The 17,600-nt window shown below is 60.4% G+C and carries 14 protein-coding genes and 1 tRNA gene; 11 read left to right on the forward strand and 4 right to left on the reverse strand.

What is annotated here, in order from left to right; genetic code table 11:
* Positions 1 to 122 precede the first annotated feature (122 nt).
* From FXN63_RS03985 to FXN63_RS04000, 4 genes are all read left to right on the forward strand, one after another.
* A complete protein-coding gene (locus FXN63_RS03985; RefSeq protein ID WP_148813057.1) occupies positions 123 to 1,088 on the forward strand; it encodes a polyprenyl synthetase family protein in 966 nt (321 codons plus the stop codon).
* Positions 1,089 to 1,342: 254 nt separating this feature from the next.
* Positions 1,343 to 1,419 (forward strand) — tRNA-Pro (locus FXN63_RS03990).
* A gap of 727 nt (positions 1,420 to 2,146) precedes the next feature.
* Positions 2,147 to 2,734 carry a TetR/AcrR family transcriptional regulator gene (locus tag FXN63_RS03995; protein WP_148813059.1) on the forward strand — a complete coding sequence of 196 codons (588 nt, stop codon included), beginning with the start codon at positions 2,147 to 2,149 and terminating at the stop codon, positions 2,732 to 2,734.
* Between the two features lie 353 nt (positions 2,735 to 3,087).
* Positions 3,088 to 4,389 (forward strand): MFS transporter, encoded by a 1,302-nt coding sequence (locus FXN63_RS04000; protein WP_148813062.1) that lies wholly within the window; start codon positions 3,088 to 3,090, stop codon positions 4,387 to 4,389.
* Positions 4,390 to 4,800: 411 nt separating this feature from the next.
* Here FXN63_RS04000 and FXN63_RS04005 read toward each other — a convergent pair whose 3' ends face one another.
* The gene (locus FXN63_RS04005; protein WP_148813064.1) at positions 4,801 to 5,862 is read right to left on the reverse strand and encodes a porin; all 1,062 of its coding nucleotides are present in this window, start codon (positions 5,860 to 5,862) and stop codon (positions 4,801 to 4,803) included.
* Positions 5,863 to 6,158: 296 nt separating this feature from the next.
* Between FXN63_RS04005 and coq7 the strand changes: the two genes are divergently transcribed.
* Complete coding sequence (coq7, locus tag FXN63_RS04010) at positions 6,159 to 6,833, forward strand: 2-polyprenyl-3-methyl-6-methoxy-1,4-benzoquinone monooxygenase (protein WP_148813066.1); 675 nt, start codon at positions 6,159 to 6,161, stop codon at positions 6,831 to 6,833.
* 130 nt (positions 6,834 to 6,963) lie between these two features.
* Here the strand turns inward: coq7 and FXN63_RS04015 are convergent, their stop codons facing one another.
* A complete protein-coding gene (locus tag FXN63_RS04015) occupies positions 6,964 to 7,386 on the reverse strand; it encodes an OsmC family protein (RefSeq protein WP_148813068.1) in 423 nt (140 codons plus the stop codon).
* 952 nt (positions 7,387 to 8,338) lie between these two features.
* Here FXN63_RS04015 and rplM point away from each other — a divergent pair.
* From rplM to FXN63_RS04045, 6 genes are all read left to right on the forward strand, one after another.
* Positions 8,339 to 8,767, forward strand: coding sequence for a 50S ribosomal protein L13 (gene rplM / locus FXN63_RS04020; protein WP_148813070.1), 429 nt, complete (start codon positions 8,339 to 8,341; stop codon positions 8,765 to 8,767).
* Positions 8,768 to 8,777: 10 nt separating this feature from the next.
* Positions 8,778 to 9,170, forward strand: coding sequence for a 30S ribosomal protein S9 (gene rpsI, locus FXN63_RS04025; RefSeq protein ID WP_148813072.1), 393 nt, complete (start codon positions 8,778 to 8,780; stop codon positions 9,168 to 9,170).
* Between the two features lie 162 nt (positions 9,171 to 9,332).
* Positions 9,333 to 10,400, forward strand: coding sequence for an N-acetyl-gamma-glutamyl-phosphate reductase (argC, locus tag FXN63_RS04030; protein ID WP_148813074.1), 1,068 nt, complete (start codon positions 9,333 to 9,335; stop codon positions 10,398 to 10,400).
* 250 nt (positions 10,401 to 10,650) lie between these two features.
* Entirely contained in the window at positions 10,651 to 11,019 is a 369-nt protein-coding gene (erpA, locus tag FXN63_RS04035) for an iron-sulfur cluster insertion protein ErpA (RefSeq protein ID WP_148813076.1), read from the forward strand.
* 210 nt (positions 11,020 to 11,229) lie between these two features.
* Positions 11,230 to 13,197 (forward strand): ATP-binding cassette domain-containing protein, encoded by a 1,968-nt coding sequence (locus FXN63_RS04040; RefSeq protein WP_148813077.1) that lies wholly within the window; start codon positions 11,230 to 11,232, stop codon positions 13,195 to 13,197.
* 331 nt (positions 13,198 to 13,528) lie between these two features.
* On the forward strand, positions 13,529 to 14,695 hold the full coding sequence (locus FXN63_RS04045; protein WP_148813078.1) for a metallophosphoesterase: 1,167 nt from the start codon (positions 13,529 to 13,531) through the stop codon (positions 14,693 to 14,695).
* Positions 14,696 to 14,741: 46 nt separating this feature from the next.
* On the opposite strand, the gene FXN63_RS04050 is transcribed toward FXN63_RS04045, so the two are convergent.
* Together FXN63_RS04050 and FXN63_RS04055 are read right to left on the reverse strand one after the other, a co-directional pair.
* On the reverse strand, positions 14,742 to 15,866 hold the full coding sequence (locus tag FXN63_RS04050; RefSeq protein ID WP_222863999.1) for an anhydro-N-acetylmuramic acid kinase: 1,125 nt from the start codon (positions 15,864 to 15,866) through the stop codon (positions 14,742 to 14,744).
* Between the two features lie 172 nt (positions 15,867 to 16,038).
* Positions 16,039 to 17,421, reverse strand: a complete 1,383-nt coding sequence (locus FXN63_RS04055; protein WP_246165025.1) for a M23 family metallopeptidase — start codon at positions 17,419 to 17,421, stop codon at positions 16,039 to 16,041.
* Between the last annotated feature and the right edge of the window lie 179 nt (positions 17,422 to 17,600).

Genomic DNA, 17,600 nt, shown 5'->3' on the forward strand with positions numbered 1-17,600 from the left:
GCGCGACCCGTATAATCTCCGCCACAGCTTTGCCCCTGCTGTCTCGTGCTGGCCCCGTGCCGCTTCATCGCACGCGTACCGTTGGGGCGATTCCTCTCAGCACAGCCAGTCGCGGATCCATCTTGAGCCTGCCCAATCTGCTAGCCCCCATTGCCGAAGACATGAACGCGCTGGATCGCGTGATTCGTACCCGGCTCGATTCCGACGTCCCCCTGATCCGCACGGTGGGCGAGTACATCATTGGCGGTGGCGGAAAGCGGATGCGACCTGCCTTGTTGCTGCTGGTGGCGCGTGCGCTCGGCTACGCCGGCACGCATCACCACTTGCTGGCAGCGGTGGTGGAATTCATCCATACCTCTACCTTGCTGCACGACGACGTGGTGGACGAATCCAGTCTGCGTCGCGGTCGCGGCACGGCCAACGCCGTGTTCGGCAACGCAGCCAGCGTGCTGGTCGGCGACTTCCTGTATTCGCGTGCCTTCCAGATGATGGTCGAAACCGACTCGCTGTCGGTCATGCGCATCCTGGCCGATGCCACCAACGTGATCGCCGAAGGCGAGGTCTTGCAGCTGTTGAACGTGCACGACCCGGACGTGACCGAGGAACGTTACTTCCAAGTGGTGCGCTACAAGACGGGCAAGCTCTTTGAGGCGTCTGCGCAATTGGGTGCGGTGCTGGCGAATGTGGGTGCTGAACAAGAAGCGGCTGCCGCCGAATACGGCCGTCGCGTGGGTACTGCCTTCCAGCTTATCGATGACGCGCTGGACTACAGTGGCGACGCTGAAGCACTGGGCAAGAACGTGGGCGACGATCTGCGCGAAGGCAAACCGACCTTGCCGCTGATCCGTGTGTTGCAAGTGGGCAGCCCGGCGCAGCAGGCGCTGATTCGCAATGCCATCGAAACCGGCGAAGCTGATTTTGCTGCCGTGGCCGCCGCGATTCGCGATACGGATGCCTTGCAATACACCCGCGCAGCGGCGGTAGCCGAGGCAGACGCCGCCCAAAAAGCCGTGTCCGGCTTCCCCGTTTCCGAGTTTTCGAAATCTCTGATAGAATTCTGCGCTTTCGCGGTAACAAGAGACCGCTGATTGAGCTTAAGACCATTCTATTTGCCGAGCTTCTTCTGGAAGTTGGTGGTGGAAAAGTTGAGAGCTCAGGGGTTGGGCGGTGAAGTTCGAAAAACAAATCGAAATTCATTTGGCTCAGTCACCAAATCGGTCCTGAAACTGTGAGAGAATTCCCGCTCTGCGAAATTGCCTGAATAAATACGCGGGCCAAGGAGAAATCCTTAGCTGCCATTTAGCCAGGATATTCCGATGCAGAGAGCAAGACAGTAGTAATTCGGGGCGTAGCTCAGCCTGGTAGAGTACTGCGTTCGGGACGCAGGAGTCGGAGGTTCGAATCCTCTCGCCCCGACCAATTCGTTGGTCAGATCGCGTAGTTGTTCATACGCTGGTCAGATGCCCTTGTACCGACAAGAGCGACAGAAAGCACCGCATAACATGCGGTGCTTTTTTGTTTTGGGCGACGGTTTTTTGGGGGTGCTGATTCAAGATCATGTCCCTGACGTCGCTGTGATGAAGGTTGGCTGAATGTTCTTTCAGTCCCATGAGCGCTTTGCGTGGTGCTCGCCGGTTTCAATCGTCGTTGCGATTGCGAAGCCACAGATTTGAATCGCCCTCCAGGCTTGCTTACGCCGGACTGCGTTGTGGCGGGGATCAGGGCCGGCGACGTGAATGCCCTGGTGCAGCCGATTCTGATTACCGTCCTCGGCTCTAGCCTCGGGCGCGCTCCTGCCTCTGCGCTCAGCTCCCCGCCTCTTGGTTTTGTCTTGATTCTGGTCTTGCTTTAGTCCTTGCTACAGCCATGGCACTGTCATGCTCACGGTCAGGTCACAGGCACATTCCAGGCACAGGTACGGCGACAGCAACGGTCTCCGCTACAGCAGTTGACGATCCTTGCGTGCCCGTTCAGGCGTTCCACTCGACCGCAATTTTCTTGCTCGCAGCATGCTGCAAAGCCCGTCTGTGTATGTTGCGGAGCCTGCATCATCTGTTGGGAAAAAATAGATGATGTTCGACTTTTATTTATTAAATGTTGGTTGTCATCTATTATTCCTGCTTCGATCATCGAAGCAGGAGCCAACATGCCCCGCGTATCCAAAGTCCAGGCCGCCCAGAATCGGGACACCATCCTCGACGCGTCCGCACGGCTGTTCCGTGAGCGCGGGATCGGCGGCGTCAGTGTGGCGGACCTGATGGCCGACGCCGGTCTGACGCACGGCGGCTTCTATGGTCACTTCGCGTCCAAGGAAGCCTTGGCTGCCGAGGCCTGCGCCCGTGCGTTTTCTCAAAGCGCCGAGCGACGTCACGCCCGCATCGAGGCCTTGCCGGCACACACCGATGTGCCCAGCGCGTATGCCGCCATGTTTCTGGCCGAGAAAAACGTCTGTGTGCCCGGCGAAGGTTGCCCCGCTGTTGGCCTGGCCAGCGACATCGCACGGCTGCCCAGCGATGCGCCTGCGCGTAATGCCTATGCCGAGGGCGTCGAGGGCATGTTGCAAGACCTGATGGCGATGGACCCCAAGGCAAGCCGTGACGACATGCTGCTTCGTCTGGTCACGCTTGTCGGTACGCTCACGCTGGCACGCGCGACCGTCGGTCAGCCGATTTCCGACGAGTTGCTTGCCGCCGTGCGCAAAGCGCTGGCTACACCGCCTGATGCGAGTGGGTGAGGTGGGTCTGGGCTGATGAGTCAGCAGCTGAGGGCTTGTGTGCGAATAGCCAGCGGCGATATGTCAGTGCCAGAAGTTCAGTGCCAGAAGTTCAGCGGCGAAAGGTCAGTGGCTAAAAGTCAGTGGCTAAAAGTCAGTGGCTAAAAGTCAGTGGCGAAAAAGCCAGTGACCAGAGTCAGTGACCAAGATCAGCAGCTAAGGGTCAGTCACCGAACGTCAGCAGATAGCACCAGCCGCCGCGTGTCAGGCGACTGCATAAGCACGTGTCATGCGGCTTCCGGCATGGCGCTTCCAACCTTCCCGGCGCATGTCGATGCGCCTTGCTCATCACCATCCAGCGGAACCCTCCCATCATGTTCGCCCAACAGTTATCGGTCTGGCTCGGCAGCCGGAAGATCCATTACGCCTGGATCATCGCCGCCACCACCTTCCTGACCATGCTCGTCACCTCTGCTGCGCTCGGCTTGCCCGGTGCGCTGCTGCAGCCGCTGCACCAGGAATTTGGATGGACCACAGAGAGCATCTCATCCGCACTGGCCTTGCGATTCGTGTTGTTTGGCTTGCTCGGTCCCTTTGCCGCAATCTTCATGTCCCGCTTCGGGGTAAGGGCGGTGGTGGTCACTGCGCTGGCCATGGTGGCGTCCGGCCTGGCGCTGGCTACGCTTGCCACGGAACTATGGCAATTGTTCGTGTTGTGGGGCGTGGTGCTGGGCGTAGGTTCAGGCCTGACTGCACTGGTGTTGGGGGCGGTCGTGGCCAGTCGCTGGTTCAGTGCGCGCCGTGGACTGGTCATCGGCCTGCTGACCGCCAGCTCGGCCACTGGCCAGCTGGTCTTTCTGCCCTTTGCTGCGTGGTTGATCGAGCATGCAGGCTGGCGCATGGCGGTCATTCCGGTGTTTGTGGCGTGCTCGGTGGTGGGGGTGCTGGCATGGTGCTTCCTGCGCAACCATCCGCAAGATGTCGGGCTCGTCTCCTTCGGTGAGCCAGTGCCCGACGTCATCGCGCCACCTCCTGCGCCGGCACCGATGAGCCTGGCCATGCCATTTGCGATTCTTCGCGAAGCAGGCCGCAGTCGCACCTTCTGGGTATTGTTCGGCACGTTTTTCGTCTGTGGCCTGAGCACCAATGGCTTGGTGCAGACGCACTTCATTTCGCTGTGCGGTGACTACGGCATGGGGCCGGTGCCCGCTGCCTCCGTGCTCGCCATGATTGGTGCCTTCGACCTGGTTGGCACCATCTTGTCTGGCTGGCTGTCCGACCGCTATGACAATCGCAAGCTGCTGTTCTGGTATTACGGCCTGCGTGGCCTGTCATTGTTCTGGCTGCCGCATTCCGACTTCACCTTCTATGGCCTGTCCTTGTTTGCCATGTTCTACGGCCTGGACTGGATCGCCACCGTTCCGCCTACCGTCAGGTTGGTGGGCACGACCTTCGGTAAAGAGCGTGCGGGCTTGGTGTTCGGCTGGATCTTTGCCGCCCATCAGCTGGGCGCTGCGGTTGCTGCCTACGGTGCGGGGTTGTCGCGCACGGTGCTGCTCAGCTACACGCCGGCCTTGTATGCGGCAGGCGGCGCATGCCTGTTGGCAGCAATCGCGATCATTGCTATTCGTCCTCGTGCCGTGACTTCAGCGGCCGGTGCCGTGAAATCTGCCTGATGTCATTGGGGCAGCATGCTGATGCTGCCCCAATGACAGGGAATCCTCTGTCGATCTGTCTGTCTCGATCCGCTGCCGAAGCTTGCTTTGTCAGCGGATCATCGTGCCTCCCTTCCCCCTTCTCTGATTGGCCGCTTTGCGCGTGTGTCATGGATCGAGGCATGCGCATCCATGCTGTGCTGCCGGCACTCAGAATGGCGACCAAGCTGCCTTAGGCTTGCGCGGGAACAAAGGAGGGCGGAAGGACTGGTGATTAGGAACCAGGAACCAGGAACCAGTACGTGAGCAAAGCGCATGCGTTTCACAATCCCGGAACGACAAAAAGCCACCCCGAAGGGTGGCTTTTTGTTTGCTCTTAATCCGGCCATGCCGAAGCATGGCCCTAGACAACAGGCTTACGCCTGTCGTGGATTAGAACTTGTGGCGCAGACCGACGCCGAATTGCTTCGTGGTCACGTCGCCGCCGACGACGTTGCCGCGGCTGACTGCCAGGGTGTTGGCGCCAGTAGCGTTGACGTTGTCAACAACCGATGCGTACGTGTACAGGTTGGTACGCTTGCTCAGGTCGTAGGTGTAGCCGACAGACCAGCCGTCCACATCCCAGTCGCTAGCACGCTTGTACGAACCGAACAGCGAGCCATTGCCAACCGGCACGGTCACGCCGAGCATGTAGGCCTTGGTGTTTTCGAAGCCTGCACCAGCGATGCCAGCCGGAACGCCGGTGGTCAGCAGAGCTGCGCCAACGTTCTTTTGGTCTGCGAAGGCAGCGTGGATCTTGGCGACGCCGAAGTCATACACTGCGCCCAATTGCCAGATCTTGGCGCTGTCCACGCCAGGTGCGCCGTAGTTGACGGTGTCATACGAACCGGCAATCAGCAGCGGGCCGTTCGAGTAACGCACTGCTGCGCCAGCCAGACGGTTGTTGGCGGTGCTGACAACGCTTTCCGAGCCGTTGTTTTGCGCGCTGTAGTTGATACCAGCTTGGAAGCCGCCGAAGTTCGGCGAGATGTACTTCAGGGTGTTGTCGGTGCGGACGGTGTCCGAAGCGACGAAGACGTTGCCCAGGTTGGCGACGTTGAAGCCGGCGCCGAAGGGGTCAACTGCACCGAAGAATTCCGAGGTGATGGTCACTTGACGACCGAAACGGACGTCACCGAAGCCGCCGCTCAGGCCAGCCCAGGATTGACGACCGAACAGGCGGCCACCTTGCAGCGAGGTGCCGGTGCCTTGGTCGAAGCCGCTTTCCAGCAGGAAGGTAGCCTTCAGACCGCCGCCCAGGTCCTCGGCGCCTTGCAGGCCCCAACGCGAACCCGATTGGTTGCCGCTAGCCAGTTCGTTCAGCGAATTCAGGCCGTCGGTCTTGGTGTACACGTAGCCGACGTCGACGAGACCGTACAGGGTAACGCTGCTCTGAGCTTGGGCAGCGCTGGCGAAGCCAGCCAACAGGGCTGCAGCAAGGAGGGTCTTTTTCATTCAGGTTTCTCCGATGATTGTGAGAAGACTTGGCGCACCAAAAACAGTGGGTCTTGCGAAACGGACACCGCTACACAGCAGCGTCGAACCGTTCTTAGGGGCTGTCCCCGAACTTCCGTTTCGGGAAGCTTGGGCTATTGCATCAAAAATCCGGGCCGGGTGCCAAGCTTCTATTCGGTAAAGTGCGAGAAACACGATTTCTGTGTCTGTTCCGAACAACACTTCAGGCTTAGGCCCCGCTGCCGTTAATACGCTCATCTAGTCGAATGAGCGCGTGTTTCCCAGGGAAAATTGCTATGAACCCCAGTACTGACATCACGCCCCCCTTGCGCCGTACCGGTCTGCTCGACGCCTTGATCAACGAGGTTGATCGTGGCCTTCAGGTATTGAGCGGAGCGGTCCGGGCCAGTCGTCCCAACCCTGCGGGTCGGGCCGAGGTCGGCATGGATGCGTCACTGAGTGCAGAAGAGCGTCGCCATGCCGCCGGGTTAATGAGAGTGAACCATGTCGGTGAGGTCTGCGCCCAGGCTTTGTATCGCGGTCAGGCTGCAATGACGCGAAATCCCAACACTCGCGCCTTGCTTGAGCAGGCTGCCGCTGAAGAGGTGGACCACCTTGGCTGGCTGTCCGAACGCCTGGACGAACTGGGTGCGCGACCGAGTCTGCTCAATCCGCTCTGGTACGCCGGTGCGTTTTCGCTGGGCCTGCTGGCCGGGCGGGTCGGGGATTCGGTCAGTCTGGGTTTCATGGCCGAAACCGAACGACAGGTCGAAGCGCATCTTGATACGCATCTGGATGAGCTGCCCGCCAACGATCTGCGTTCGCGCCGCATCGTCGAACAGATGTGCGAAGACGAGCGCGAGCATCGTCTGACGGCACAAAAGCATGGCGGGATCGCGCTGCCGGCACCGGTTCGTGCAGGCATGAAGGCCAGTGCCAAGGTGATGACGACAACGGCGTATCACTTATAAGTAACGCTATTAAGTAAAGCCATTGGTATCGGGGCGAAGCAGCTCGACCAGAATGACAAAAGGACGCCGCCTGGCGTCCTTTTTCGATCGGCGGCGCAGCGTGCCGCGATCTGCGTTCCGCCAACTGTACTCAGGCCTCGACGATTTCCACCGACAAGGTCTGTTCGGCCGTGTGGGCAAGCATGGCCGATGCCGAGCAATATTTCTCGTGCGAGAGTTTGACGGCGCGTTCTACCGCTTCGCGGGGCAAGGATTTGCCGGTGACGGTGAATGCGTAGTGGATCTTGGTGAACACCTTGGGATCGGTCTCTGCGCGATCTGCCACCAATTTGACGCTGCATCCCTGCACCGCATGGCGGCCGCGCTTGAGGATCAGCACCACGTCGTAGGCAGTGCAGGCACCTGCACCGGACAGCAGCATTTCCATCGGGCGCGGAGCGAGGTTGTGGCCGCCTCCCTCGGGCGCACCATCCATCACGGCCACATGTCCGCTACCGGTTCGTGCCGTGAACAGCATGCCTTGTGGGCCACCCCAGTCGATCGTGGTTTCCATGCGCCAATCCCGCTCTATATAAAGGAAGAGCGGAAATGATAGCGCTGTGACCCATGGTCGCGCTGCATCGCATCAGCGATAAGCAGGGTATTGGGAGTTGTGTCCAAGTGTTGCACCATCAAGGTGCATTTTTTGGATAAAAACCCAAAATTGGCGTGTTCGGTGGGGCTGCTTCATGACTAAATCGATGATTCTTATGGGGTTTTCCACGGGTAGACAGTAATGCAACATTTCCGTGCGTTCATGCACCGAAATCTTGCGTCGCACAAAAACAATCCCTATACTTCGTTCATCGAATGTCGCTTCAGTGGTGACGCGATGAGCAGCTGGCTCGGTTTCAGACCTCCAGCAGTGTTCAGCGCGATGGCTGGTTTGCCCGGCTCCCAATTTGGCGAGTTTGTACTGAGTCTCCTCCACCCTCCTTTTTTGGTGGATTTAGCCCGAAGCGATTGCTCCGGGCTTTTTTTTGTCCAAAATCTGGCGGTGTCGCGGCATGTTCGCCACACCCACGCTGCATCGTCGTGACTTCCTGCCTCCTTTGTCGGCCGCGCCTTGCTATTGGTTGCCCAGCGGGCTATATTCGAAGGCTTGACCGGATCTACACTCGCTGGGCAATGTTCGCGCCGGGAGGCAATGTTCTGTCTGATGGAATACATCGGGCGGATTTGTTTTCCAGCTGGGGATTGCCACTCCAATAAAGCGCAGGTGGGTCTGGACGGGTAAGCAATCCCGGAAGGGTTGGGCTTAAGACCAGGCTTGTTGTCTGGGCTTGGAACCTCGGTGTTTTCATCTTGGCTTTTTAACAGGCAAGGGTGGCGTGCCAGGTTCGCAGTGGGTCCGATCCTTTACCGTCAGGCCGCCGAAGGGTGGGCCGGGTTCATTTCGTGTCAGGGCAGTACGCCAACGCGTGTTGTCGGGCACGGTACCAACAGTTCGTCGTCCAGAGATTCATATGAAAACCTTCGTTGCGAAGCCGCAAGAAGTGACGCGTGACTGGTACGTGATTGACGCCAAGGGCAAAGTCCTCGGTCGTGTGGCCAGCGAAGTCGCACACCGTCTGCGCGGAAAACACAAGCCGGAGTTCACGCCTCACGTTGATACGGGTGACTACATCGTCATCATCAACGCAGCCGATATCGCCGTCACCGGTAACAAGGCTAAAGACAAGCGTTACTACCGTCACTCCGGCTATCCGGGCGGTATCACTGAGACCACCTTCCAGAAAATGCAAGAGCGTTTTCCGGGTCGTGCGATCCAGAAGGCCGTCAAGGGCATGCTGCCCAAGGGTCCGCTGGGTTACGCCATGATCAAGAAGTTGAAGATCTACGCCGGGTCTGAACACCCGCACAGCGCGCAGCAGCCCCAGCTGCTCGACATCTGAGGAGCCGCGCATGATCGGTAACTGGAATTACGGAACCGGCCGCCGCAAGACTTCGGTGGCGCGTGTTTTCATGAAGAAGGGCTCGGGCCAGATCATCGTCAACGGCAAGCCCGTCGACGAGTACTTCGCTCGTGAAACCGGCCGCATGGTTGTTCGCCAGCCGCTGGACCTGACCTCGCACCTCGAATCGTTTGATTTCAAGATCAACGTTCACGGTGGCGGCGAGAGCGGCCAGGCAGGTGCAGTGCGCCACGGTATCACCCGTGCACTGATCGACTACGATGCGTCGCTCAAGTCGCAACTGTCGAACGCCGGCTTCGTGACTCGCGATGCCCGTGAAGTCGAACGTAAGAAGGTCGGCTTCCACAAGGCACGTCGTCGCAAGCAGTTCAGCAAGCGCTGATCGGCTCGGCGGTCTGGGGCGGTTCACACCGTTCCCAGACACAAAACAAAAGGCCGCATTCGATGCGGCCTTTTGTTTTGCTGTCACAGCTTGGTGGTAAGGTCTTATCCCACCCAACGCGCACAGGATTGCCTGGGGCGCTTCTTTCAGACGGAGATCGCGGTGAGCAAGGAAAACGGACAGGGCAAGGTACGCGTCGGCATCGTCGGCGGCACGGGTTATACGGGCGTGGAATTGTTGCGCCTGTTGTCCCAACACCCCAACGCTGAACTCGTGGCCATCACTTCCCGCAAGGAAGACGGTCTGCCTGTCGCCGATATGTACCCGAGCCTGCGCGGCCACGTGGACATTGCGTTTTCCTCGCCCGACAAGGCTGAACTGACCAAGTGCGACGTGGTGTTCTTCGCCACCCCGCACGGCGTGGCCATGGCCCAGGCCAAGGAACTGCTGGACGCCGGTGTGAAGATCATCGATCTGGCTGCCGACTTCCGCCTGCAGGACATCGCCACGTTCGAGAAGTGGTACAAAATTCCGCATAACTGCCCCGACCTGCTGAAAGAAGCGGTCTACGGCTTGCCGGAAATCCGTCGCGACGCTATCCGCAATGCGCGCATCGTGGGTAACCCGGGCTGCTATCCGACTACGGTGCAATTGGGCTTGTTGCCCTTGCTCGAAGGCGGCAAGAATCTGGTCGATGCGTCGAGCCTGATCGCCAGCTGCGCATCGGGTGTCAGCGGTGCCGGTCGCAAGGCTGAAATCAGCCTGCTGTTCTCGGAAGCCAGCGACAACTTCAAGGCCTACGGCGTGGCCGGTCACCGTCACCACCCCGAAATCGTGGCGCAGTTGCAGGACCTGACCGACCAGACCATCGGCCTGACCTTCGTGCCGCACCTGGTGCCCATGATCCGCGGCATGCATTCCACGCTGTTTGCCCGCATCTTGCCGGAAGCACGTGACACCGATTTCCAGAAGCTGTTCGAAGAACGTTTTGCCAACGAGCCTTTCGTTGATGTGATGCCCGCAGGCAGCCTGCCGGAAACGCGTTCGGTGCGCGCATCCAACACTTTGCGGATTGCCGTGCATCGCCCGGATGGCGGCGACCAGCTTGTGATTCTGGTGGTTCAGGACAATCTGGTGAAGGGTGCGTCGGGTCAGGCCGTGCAGTGCATGAACCTGATGTTCGGTCTGTCGGAAGACGCCGGTCTGCGCCACATCGCCGTTCTGCCCTGAGCTTGCCCATCGGTCTGTGGGGCACTTGTTGAACGTTTTTCGATACGTTTTCCGAGCGTTTCGTGGCGGTTTTCGATAAGTCTGCCTGCATGACCTGCTGGCATACCCCTTGGGCGAGCAGGGTTGAATTTGCTGGTCAATAGCGGTTGAATGGAACTCTCGATCCATCGATCGCGTCCAATTTGATTGCGCGACGGTAGCCGGGCAGGGGTGATATCCACCGCTGCCCACCGTTCGCCAGGAGTGCCAAATGAATGCAGCAGTAGAAAGTGTGAACTTCGACGCCCCCCCGATCCCGCTGGTCTTCACCGACTCGGCTGCCGGCAAGGTCAAGCAACTGATCGAAGAAGAAGGCAACCCGGAACTGAAGCTGCGCGTGTTCGTGCAAGGCGGCGGCTGTTCGGGCTTCCAGTACGGCTTCACCTTCGACGAAGTGGTCAATGACGACGACACCACGCTCGACAAGGATGGCGTACAGCTGTTGATCGATCCGATGAGCTTCCAGTACCTGGCAGGCGCGGAAATCGACTACAAGGAAGACCTGGAAGGTGCACAGTTCGTGATCAAGAATCCGAACGCATCGTCTACCTGCGGCTGTGGTTCGTCGTTCTCGGTCTGATGTCCAGACCCGGGGTTTCGGCCTCGGGGTTTGATTCAAGGTCCGACCAGTTTTTGACCTGACGTTTTCGTTTCGCGTCATCTGCGATCCTGTTTGCTTGGGATCGCCAGCCCTATCTGGCCTTGTGCATCCTGATCGATGTGCATGGCTGACCCAGGCGCCCTGGTGAGAACCAGGGCGCCTGCTTGTTTTTAAAAAAGGTTTTGCACCATGGCGCTCATCGCCCTGACTGAGATTCAACTCGCCTTCGGCCATGTGCCGCTGCTCAATCGCGCTGACGTGTCGATTGAGCCTGGCGAGCGTATCGGGCTGATCGGCCGCAACGGCACGGGTAAGTCATCGCTGTTGCAGTTGATCGACGGACGCAATGTCCCGGACGATGGGTTGATCGCGCGCCAGAACAATCTGCGTGTGACCACTGTCGAGCAAGAGCCGAAGTTCGACGAAGGCGACACCGTGTTCGACGCCGTGTGCGGTGGCCTGGCGCAAGGCCGGGATCTGCTGCGCAGCTATCACCAGGTCACGCATGACCTGGCCGAAGCGCAGGGCGACGAATACGACGCCTTGATGGACAAGCTGATGTCGCTGCAGGGCGAGCTGGAAGCGGTCGATGGCTGGACGGTGCAGGCGCGTGTGGAAGCCACGATTTCCCGCCTGAACCTGCCGCCGGACGCGCTGATTTCCGGTTTGTCGGGCGGTACCCGCAAGCGTGTGGCGCTGGGCCGCGCGCTGCTGGGCGAACCCGATCTGCTGCTGCTGGACGAGCCGACCAACCACCTGGACTTCGAAGCCATCACCTGGCTGGAAGAACTGCTGCGCGGTTTCCTGGGCTCGGTGCTGTTCGTGACCCACGATCGCCACTTCCTGGATTCCGTGGCCACCCGCATCATCGAACTGGATCGCGGCAAGCTGGTCAGTTTCCCGGGCAACTTCACGGCCTATCAGGCGCGTAAAGCCGAACTGCTGGAAGCCGAACGCCTGGAAAACGCGCGTTTCGACAAGCTGCTGGCGCAGGAAGAGGTCTGGATTCGCAAGGGCGTGGAAGCACGCCGTACGCGTAGCGTGGCCCGCATCAAGCGCCTGGAAGACATGCGTGGCGAACGCCGCGAGCGTCGCAACCAGATGGGCAAGGTGTCTATCGATGTGGCAGAAGGCGTGCGTTCGGGCAAGCTGGTGGCCGAACTCGAAAACGTGTCCAAGCACTTTGGCGAGCGCACGGTCATTCGCGATTACTCGACGACCGTGATGCGTGGCGACCGTATCGGCCTGATCGGCCCCAACGGCGCAGGCAAGACCACGCTGCTGAAGCTGATCCTGGGTCAGCTGGAACCGGACACCGGCACCGTGCGCCTGGGTACCAACCAGTCGATTGCCTACTTCGATCAGATGCGTTCGCAGCTGGATCCGGAATCGACCCTGGCCGACATCATCAGCCCGGGAAGCGAGTGGGTGGAAATCAACGGCCAGAAAAAGCACATCATGAGCTACCTGGGCGACTTCCTGTTCGCCCCGGAACGTGCACGGTCGCCGGTGCGTACGCTGTCTGGTGGCGAACGTGCCCGCCTGCTGCTGGCGCGTCTGTTTGCCCGTCCCGCCAACGTGCTGGTGCTGGACGAGCCGACCAACGACCTGGACATCGAGACGCTGGAACTGCTGGAAGAGTTGCTGCAGGACTATCCGGGCACCGTGTTCCTGGTCAGCCACGATCGCGCCTTCCTGGACAACGTCGTGACGCAGACCATTGCCTACGAAGGCGATGCACGCTGGCGTGATTACATCGGCGGCTACGAGGATTGGTTGACGCAGCGTGGTCGGAGCGCGGACAAGAGCATTCCCGCGCGTCCGCTGACGGCATCGCCTTCTGCTGCTGCCACGGCTGCAGTCAAGACCGAGGCAGCACCGGCACCTGTCGCGGCTCCCGCGCCTGCCCCGGCACCTGCGCCCGCAAAAAGCCGCCTCAGCTCCTGGGATGCCAAGGAACTGGCTGCCTTGCCGGACGACATCGCCAAGCTGGAAGCCGAGCAAGGCGCATTGAACGAAAAACTGGCCGACGGCGAGCTGTATCGCAGCAATCCGCCCGAAGTCGAGCGCATTCAGACGCGTCTGGCCGAAATCGACAACATCTTGCTGACCAAGATGGAGCGCTGGGAAGTGCTTGAGGCGAAACAGGCGGGCTGAAGTCGAGCTGACCTGATCGATGGGCCTTGCTCCTCAAGGCCCATCCTGGCGCTTCATGACTGGCGCTTCATAAAACCCTCGCGTGCCGATGCATGCGAGGGTTTTTTGTTGTGGGGCCAGACTGAAATTCTCGCGCTGTGTTCAAACCGCAGACTGTCATGTCTGAGGCCGATACTTCATCACAAGGCAGACACCCGACAGCACTCGAGCGAACCAATTCGTCCACGCTTCAGTCTGACACCAAGATCGCCTGATGGCCGCAATGCGCACGCCTTTCCGGGGTTCCCTTATCGACACCATCCGAATCCCACTCTGCCAGAAGCCCAGCTAGATGATTTCCGCACTTGCCTTGCTTGCTCCGATACTTGCCTTCTGGTTGTGGTGGCCCGTCAAAACCCTCTCTGTACGCGTGCGCTGCATTGCCGTGACGCTGACCGCATTGCTGGGGGCCTCCCCGATGGTGATGATCAGACTGATGCGGTCTGGTGCGGTGGACTATGCAACGATCGCGCCGCTGCAGGTGGCGGGCGGCGTGGTGCTGGTCAGCCTGATGTTCTTGTTGCTGTTCATGCTGGCGCGCGACGCCTCATGGCTTGCGGCACGCGGGATTCGCCGTGCCACATGGGCTAATCGTTTGCATGGGACGCCGCTGACCGGTGGTGTGGTCGTGCTCGCCATGGCAGTGGCCTCGGTGGCGGCCTACAACGGGCTGGTGCCACCCCAGGTCCGCGAAACAGCGCTTGCCTTGCCTGGCTTGCCTACGTCCTTGAACGGCTTGCGTGTGGCGGTGGTGGCCGACATTCACGCCAGCCCGGTCAACGATGTGGACTATGTGCAGACCATCGTGACACGCACGAATGCGGCGCGACCTGATCTGATCGTCCTGCCGGGTGATCTGGTGGACGGCGACCTGAGCGTGACCGGTCCACATACGGTGCCGCTTTCGCAGCTGAGCGCTCCGCATGGCGTGTGGATCGCGCCGGGCAATCACGAGTATTACAGCGGCTACGACGCCTGGATGGGCCACTTCCGGCGTCTTGGTCTGCAAGTGCTTGCCAATCAGACGCAGATTTTGCATGTCAGGGGCGAGCGCCTGGCACTGTCCGGCATTGGTGACCCGGCGTATGGCCGCACCTCGCAAGGCAACACCGACCCGAACGTGCCCGAGGGCGTGCCGCCCGACGTGGCAGCGGTATCAGCACAGGCACGGGGTGCCGATTTTCATATGTTGCTGGCGCACCAGCCGAAGTTTGCCCGCGACAACGCAAGGTATGGCGTAGACCTGCAGATTTCCGGCCATACGCACGGTGGTCACATGCTCGGCATGGATCGCTGGCTGGTGGCACCGTTCAACAATGGTTTTGTGCGTGGCCTGTACAACGTGGACGACATGCGGTTGTTCGTCAGCAGCGGTGCAGGCCTGTGGGCAGGATTCACGGCGCGACTGGGCATTGCGCCCGCCATCGAGCTTCTGGTTCTGCAACGCAGCAGTTCTTGATGCTGCGTGTCGCTGTTGTGGCGGCTCGCAACCCTGAGCGCCCGGTTCAAGCCGGGTGATACGCACCCAGTATGCGCAGGCCGCGTGCGCCCGTAACCGCGGGCAGATTGCCCGGGCGACCTGCCACGTGCATGGCAGCCAGCCATGCAAAAGCCAGCGCTTCCATTTCGTTGGCCGGCACGCCCACCGCATCGGTGGCCTGCACCGGGATGCCCAGGCGGGCAGCCAGGTCGGCGACCAAGGCGCGGTTGTAGGCACCGCCCCCGCACACCAGCATTTCTTCAACACCTGGCGCATGCAGGCGCACGGCATCTGCCACCGTGCGGGCTGTCAGGCTGCGCAGCGTTGCCTGTATATCAGCGACTGACAGCGTTTCGTGGTTCTTTTGCCAGTCCTGCAAGCGCTGATCCATCCATGCCGCGTGGAAGCGATCGCGGCCGGTGGACTTGGGTGGCGCAAGCGAGAACCAGGGTTCACTGTCGATCAGGTAGTCGAGCAAGCCCTCGCTGACTTGCCCTTGCGACGCGAGTGCACCATCGGCATCAAAGGCGGCACCGGTATGGCGTTCGCACCACATGTCCATGAACAGGTTGGCAGGGCCGGTGTCGAAGCCCGTCACGGGCTTGCCAGGGATCAGCAGGCTGACATTGGCAATGCCACCCAGATTCAGGATGGCACGCGATCGCGTTCCGCCAAACAAGGCGTGGTGGAAGGCTGGCACCAGCGGCGCACCATGCCCCCCGGCTGCCACATCGCGGCTGCGGAAATCGGCAATGACGGCAATCCCGGTCAGTTCGGCAAGCTCTGCCGGCGCATTCAGCTGGATGGTGAAACCCGCTTCCGGGCGGTGACGCACGGTCTGGCCGTGTGCGCCAATCGCACGCACCTGGCTGGCATCGACCTGCCCACGCACCACCAGCATCGCCACGACCTTGGCGTACACGGCAACCAGCCCACGTGCCGCCAGGGCCGCGCGTTCCAGTTCGTTGTCACCTGCGCGATTCAGCGCGGCAAGTTCGGTGCGCAGGGCGGCATCGAAGCCCTGGCTGGCCGACGCAAGCAATTGGGGCGGACCGTTGTCCGGAAAGCTGGCCAGCACGCCATCCACACCATCCATGCTGGTGCCTGACATCAGGCCGATATAAAGCGGAGGAGTCGGTGCAATGGGCATGTGACGAAGCGGGATGAAGAAGCAGGAAGGGGAAGGCAGGCGCAGCAGAGCAGGGCAGCAAAAGCAACACAAACGCCAGCACAACAAAACGCCAATACAACAAACGCAGCAAAAACCAGACGCAGATAGCAAAACGCCCATCCGGAGATGGGCGTTCTGAATTTCCTTGCGATCAGCGCGCTGCGGTAGCGACTGACATGCCGTTCTGATCGAACTGGCGCATCAGGCTGAGCTGATGCTCGAAGTTCGCAGTGCCTTTGCGGAACGCCGCCAGACCACGTGCATCGAGCGTCGGCGCTTCGGGCAGGGCTACCTTCATCGGGTCGACCTGTTCGCCGGCAATGCGGAATTCGTAGTGCAGGTGCGGGCCGGTGGCGTAGCCGGTGGAACCGACATAACCAATGGTCTGTGCCTGGGTGACCTTGTCGCCCTTCTTCAGGCCTTCGCCGAAGCGGCTCATGTGCGCGTAGGCGGTGGTGTATTGGCCGAAGTGCTTCACCACCACCAGATTGCCGTAACCGTTCTGCACGCCGATGAAATCGATCACGCCGTCTGCGGTGGTACGGATCGGGGTGCCGGTGGGGGCACCGAAGTCCACGCCCTTGTGCGCGCGCCAGGTTTTCAGAATGGGGTGGAAGCGCAGCGAGAAGCCCGAGGTGACCCGGGTGAATTCCAGCGGATTGCGCAGGAAGCCCTTGCGCATGCTCTTGCCCGACAGGTCGTAGTAACCGCCTGCCTGACCCGCTTCGCCGTCATACCAGACTGCTTCGTAAGGCTTGCCGGCATTGATGAACTCAAGTGCCAGCACCTTGCCCGAACGCACGTAGGTGCCTTCGTGGGTAAAGGTTTCATAGACCACGCGGAAGCGGTCGCCCCGGCGCAGGTCCTTGTGGAAATCGATGTCGCTGGAAAGAATTTCCGCCATCTGCGTCGCAATCGAATCCGGAATGCCGGCGGCATCGGTCGCGCCGAACAGCGAACTGCGGATTTCGGCGGTAGATGCTTGCTCGTGGCGCTCGGTATCGATAGCCATGTCGCGCGCCACCAGACCTTCGGGGGTGCGTTCGACGTGCAGCAGTTGGGTAACGACCTTGCCCTTGTCTTCCGCACCCGGGGTGTGGATATAACGCAACCAACGGATCTTGCCTTCCGCGTCGGTCGATGCCTGGAAGAGACGGCCGGGGTAGAGCTGGAAAATGCTGCGTGCGCTGGGCGTGGCGCGCAGGAATTGCTGCAATTCGTTGTCATCCACACCCATGCGGGTCAGGATGGTGGCAACGGAATCACCGCGCTGAACCCGCTCTTCACGAATGAATTCGGGGGCTGCGTCTTCCTGGATCGCTACTTGCTGAGTGAAGTCAGGTAGAGTCAGAGACTCAACGATCTGTCGGGTGGGCAATGTGCTGACATCCGGCGCCATCGGTACCGTACCGATGGCAACAGTCGCACCAAAAACGCCGAGAGCACCGGCGGAGATGAGTGCGCGCTTGCGGAATGTGGCGCTGCGTAGAAGTTGGCTTGCTGTTTGGCGCATCGCGGCTGCGATGCGTGTCATGCGTTGGCTCATGCGTCCCGGCCCCGAATTTTGGTTGGGCTAGAATTTGGACCTCGCAGCCACGACATGTCTGTCGATCCGGTCAGGAACTTCGTCCTGAGCGCGATCTGCATGTTCCCCGTGTGGCCGGGCGATCCAAAGAAAAACTCCCCGTAATCGGACGAGTATAGCAAAGCCAC

It is taken from the genome of Pigmentiphaga aceris (assembly GCF_008119665.1).
GTDB classification, from domain to species: Bacteria; Pseudomonadota; Gammaproteobacteria; order Burkholderiales; family Burkholderiaceae_B; genus Pigmentiphaga; species Pigmentiphaga aceris.

Coding starts and splice junctions, on each gene's coding strand:
- FXN63_RS04000 (WP_148813062.1), top strand. CDS start 3,088: ATGTTCGCCCAACAGTTATCGGTCTGGCTCGGCAGCCGGAAGATCCAT.
- rpsI (WP_148813072.1), top strand. CDS start 8,778: ATGATCGGTAACTGGAATTACGGAACCGGCCGCCGCAAGACTTCGGTG.
- rplM (WP_148813070.1), top strand. CDS start 8,339: ATGAAAACCTTCGTTGCGAAGCCGCAAGAAGTGACGCGTGACTGGTAC.
- FXN63_RS04055 (WP_246165025.1), bottom strand. CDS start 17,421: ATGACACGCATCGCAGCCGCGATGCGCCAAACAGCAAGCCAACTTCTA.
- erpA (WP_148813076.1), top strand. CDS start 10,651: ATGAATGCAGCAGTAGAAAGTGTGAACTTCGACGCCCCCCCGATCCCG.
- FXN63_RS04005 (WP_148813064.1), bottom strand. CDS start 5,862: ATGAAAAAGACCCTCCTTGCTGCAGCCCTGTTGGCTGGCTTCGCCAGC.
- coq7 (WP_148813066.1), top strand. CDS start 6,159: ATGAACCCCAGTACTGACATCACGCCCCCCTTGCGCCGTACCGGTCTG.
- FXN63_RS03995 (WP_148813059.1), top strand. CDS start 2,147: ATGCCCCGCGTATCCAAAGTCCAGGCCGCCCAGAATCGGGACACCATC.
- FXN63_RS04050 (WP_222863999.1), bottom strand. CDS start 15,866: ATGCCCATTGCACCGACTCCTCCGCTTTATATCGGCCTGATGTCAGGC.
- FXN63_RS04015 (WP_148813068.1), bottom strand. CDS start 7,386: ATGGAAACCACGATCGACTGGGGTGGCCCACAAGGCATGCTGTTCACG.
- FXN63_RS04040 (WP_148813077.1), top strand. CDS start 11,230: ATGGCGCTCATCGCCCTGACTGAGATTCAACTCGCCTTCGGCCATGTG.
- FXN63_RS04045 (WP_148813078.1), top strand. CDS start 13,529: ATGATTTCCGCACTTGCCTTGCTTGCTCCGATACTTGCCTTCTGGTTG.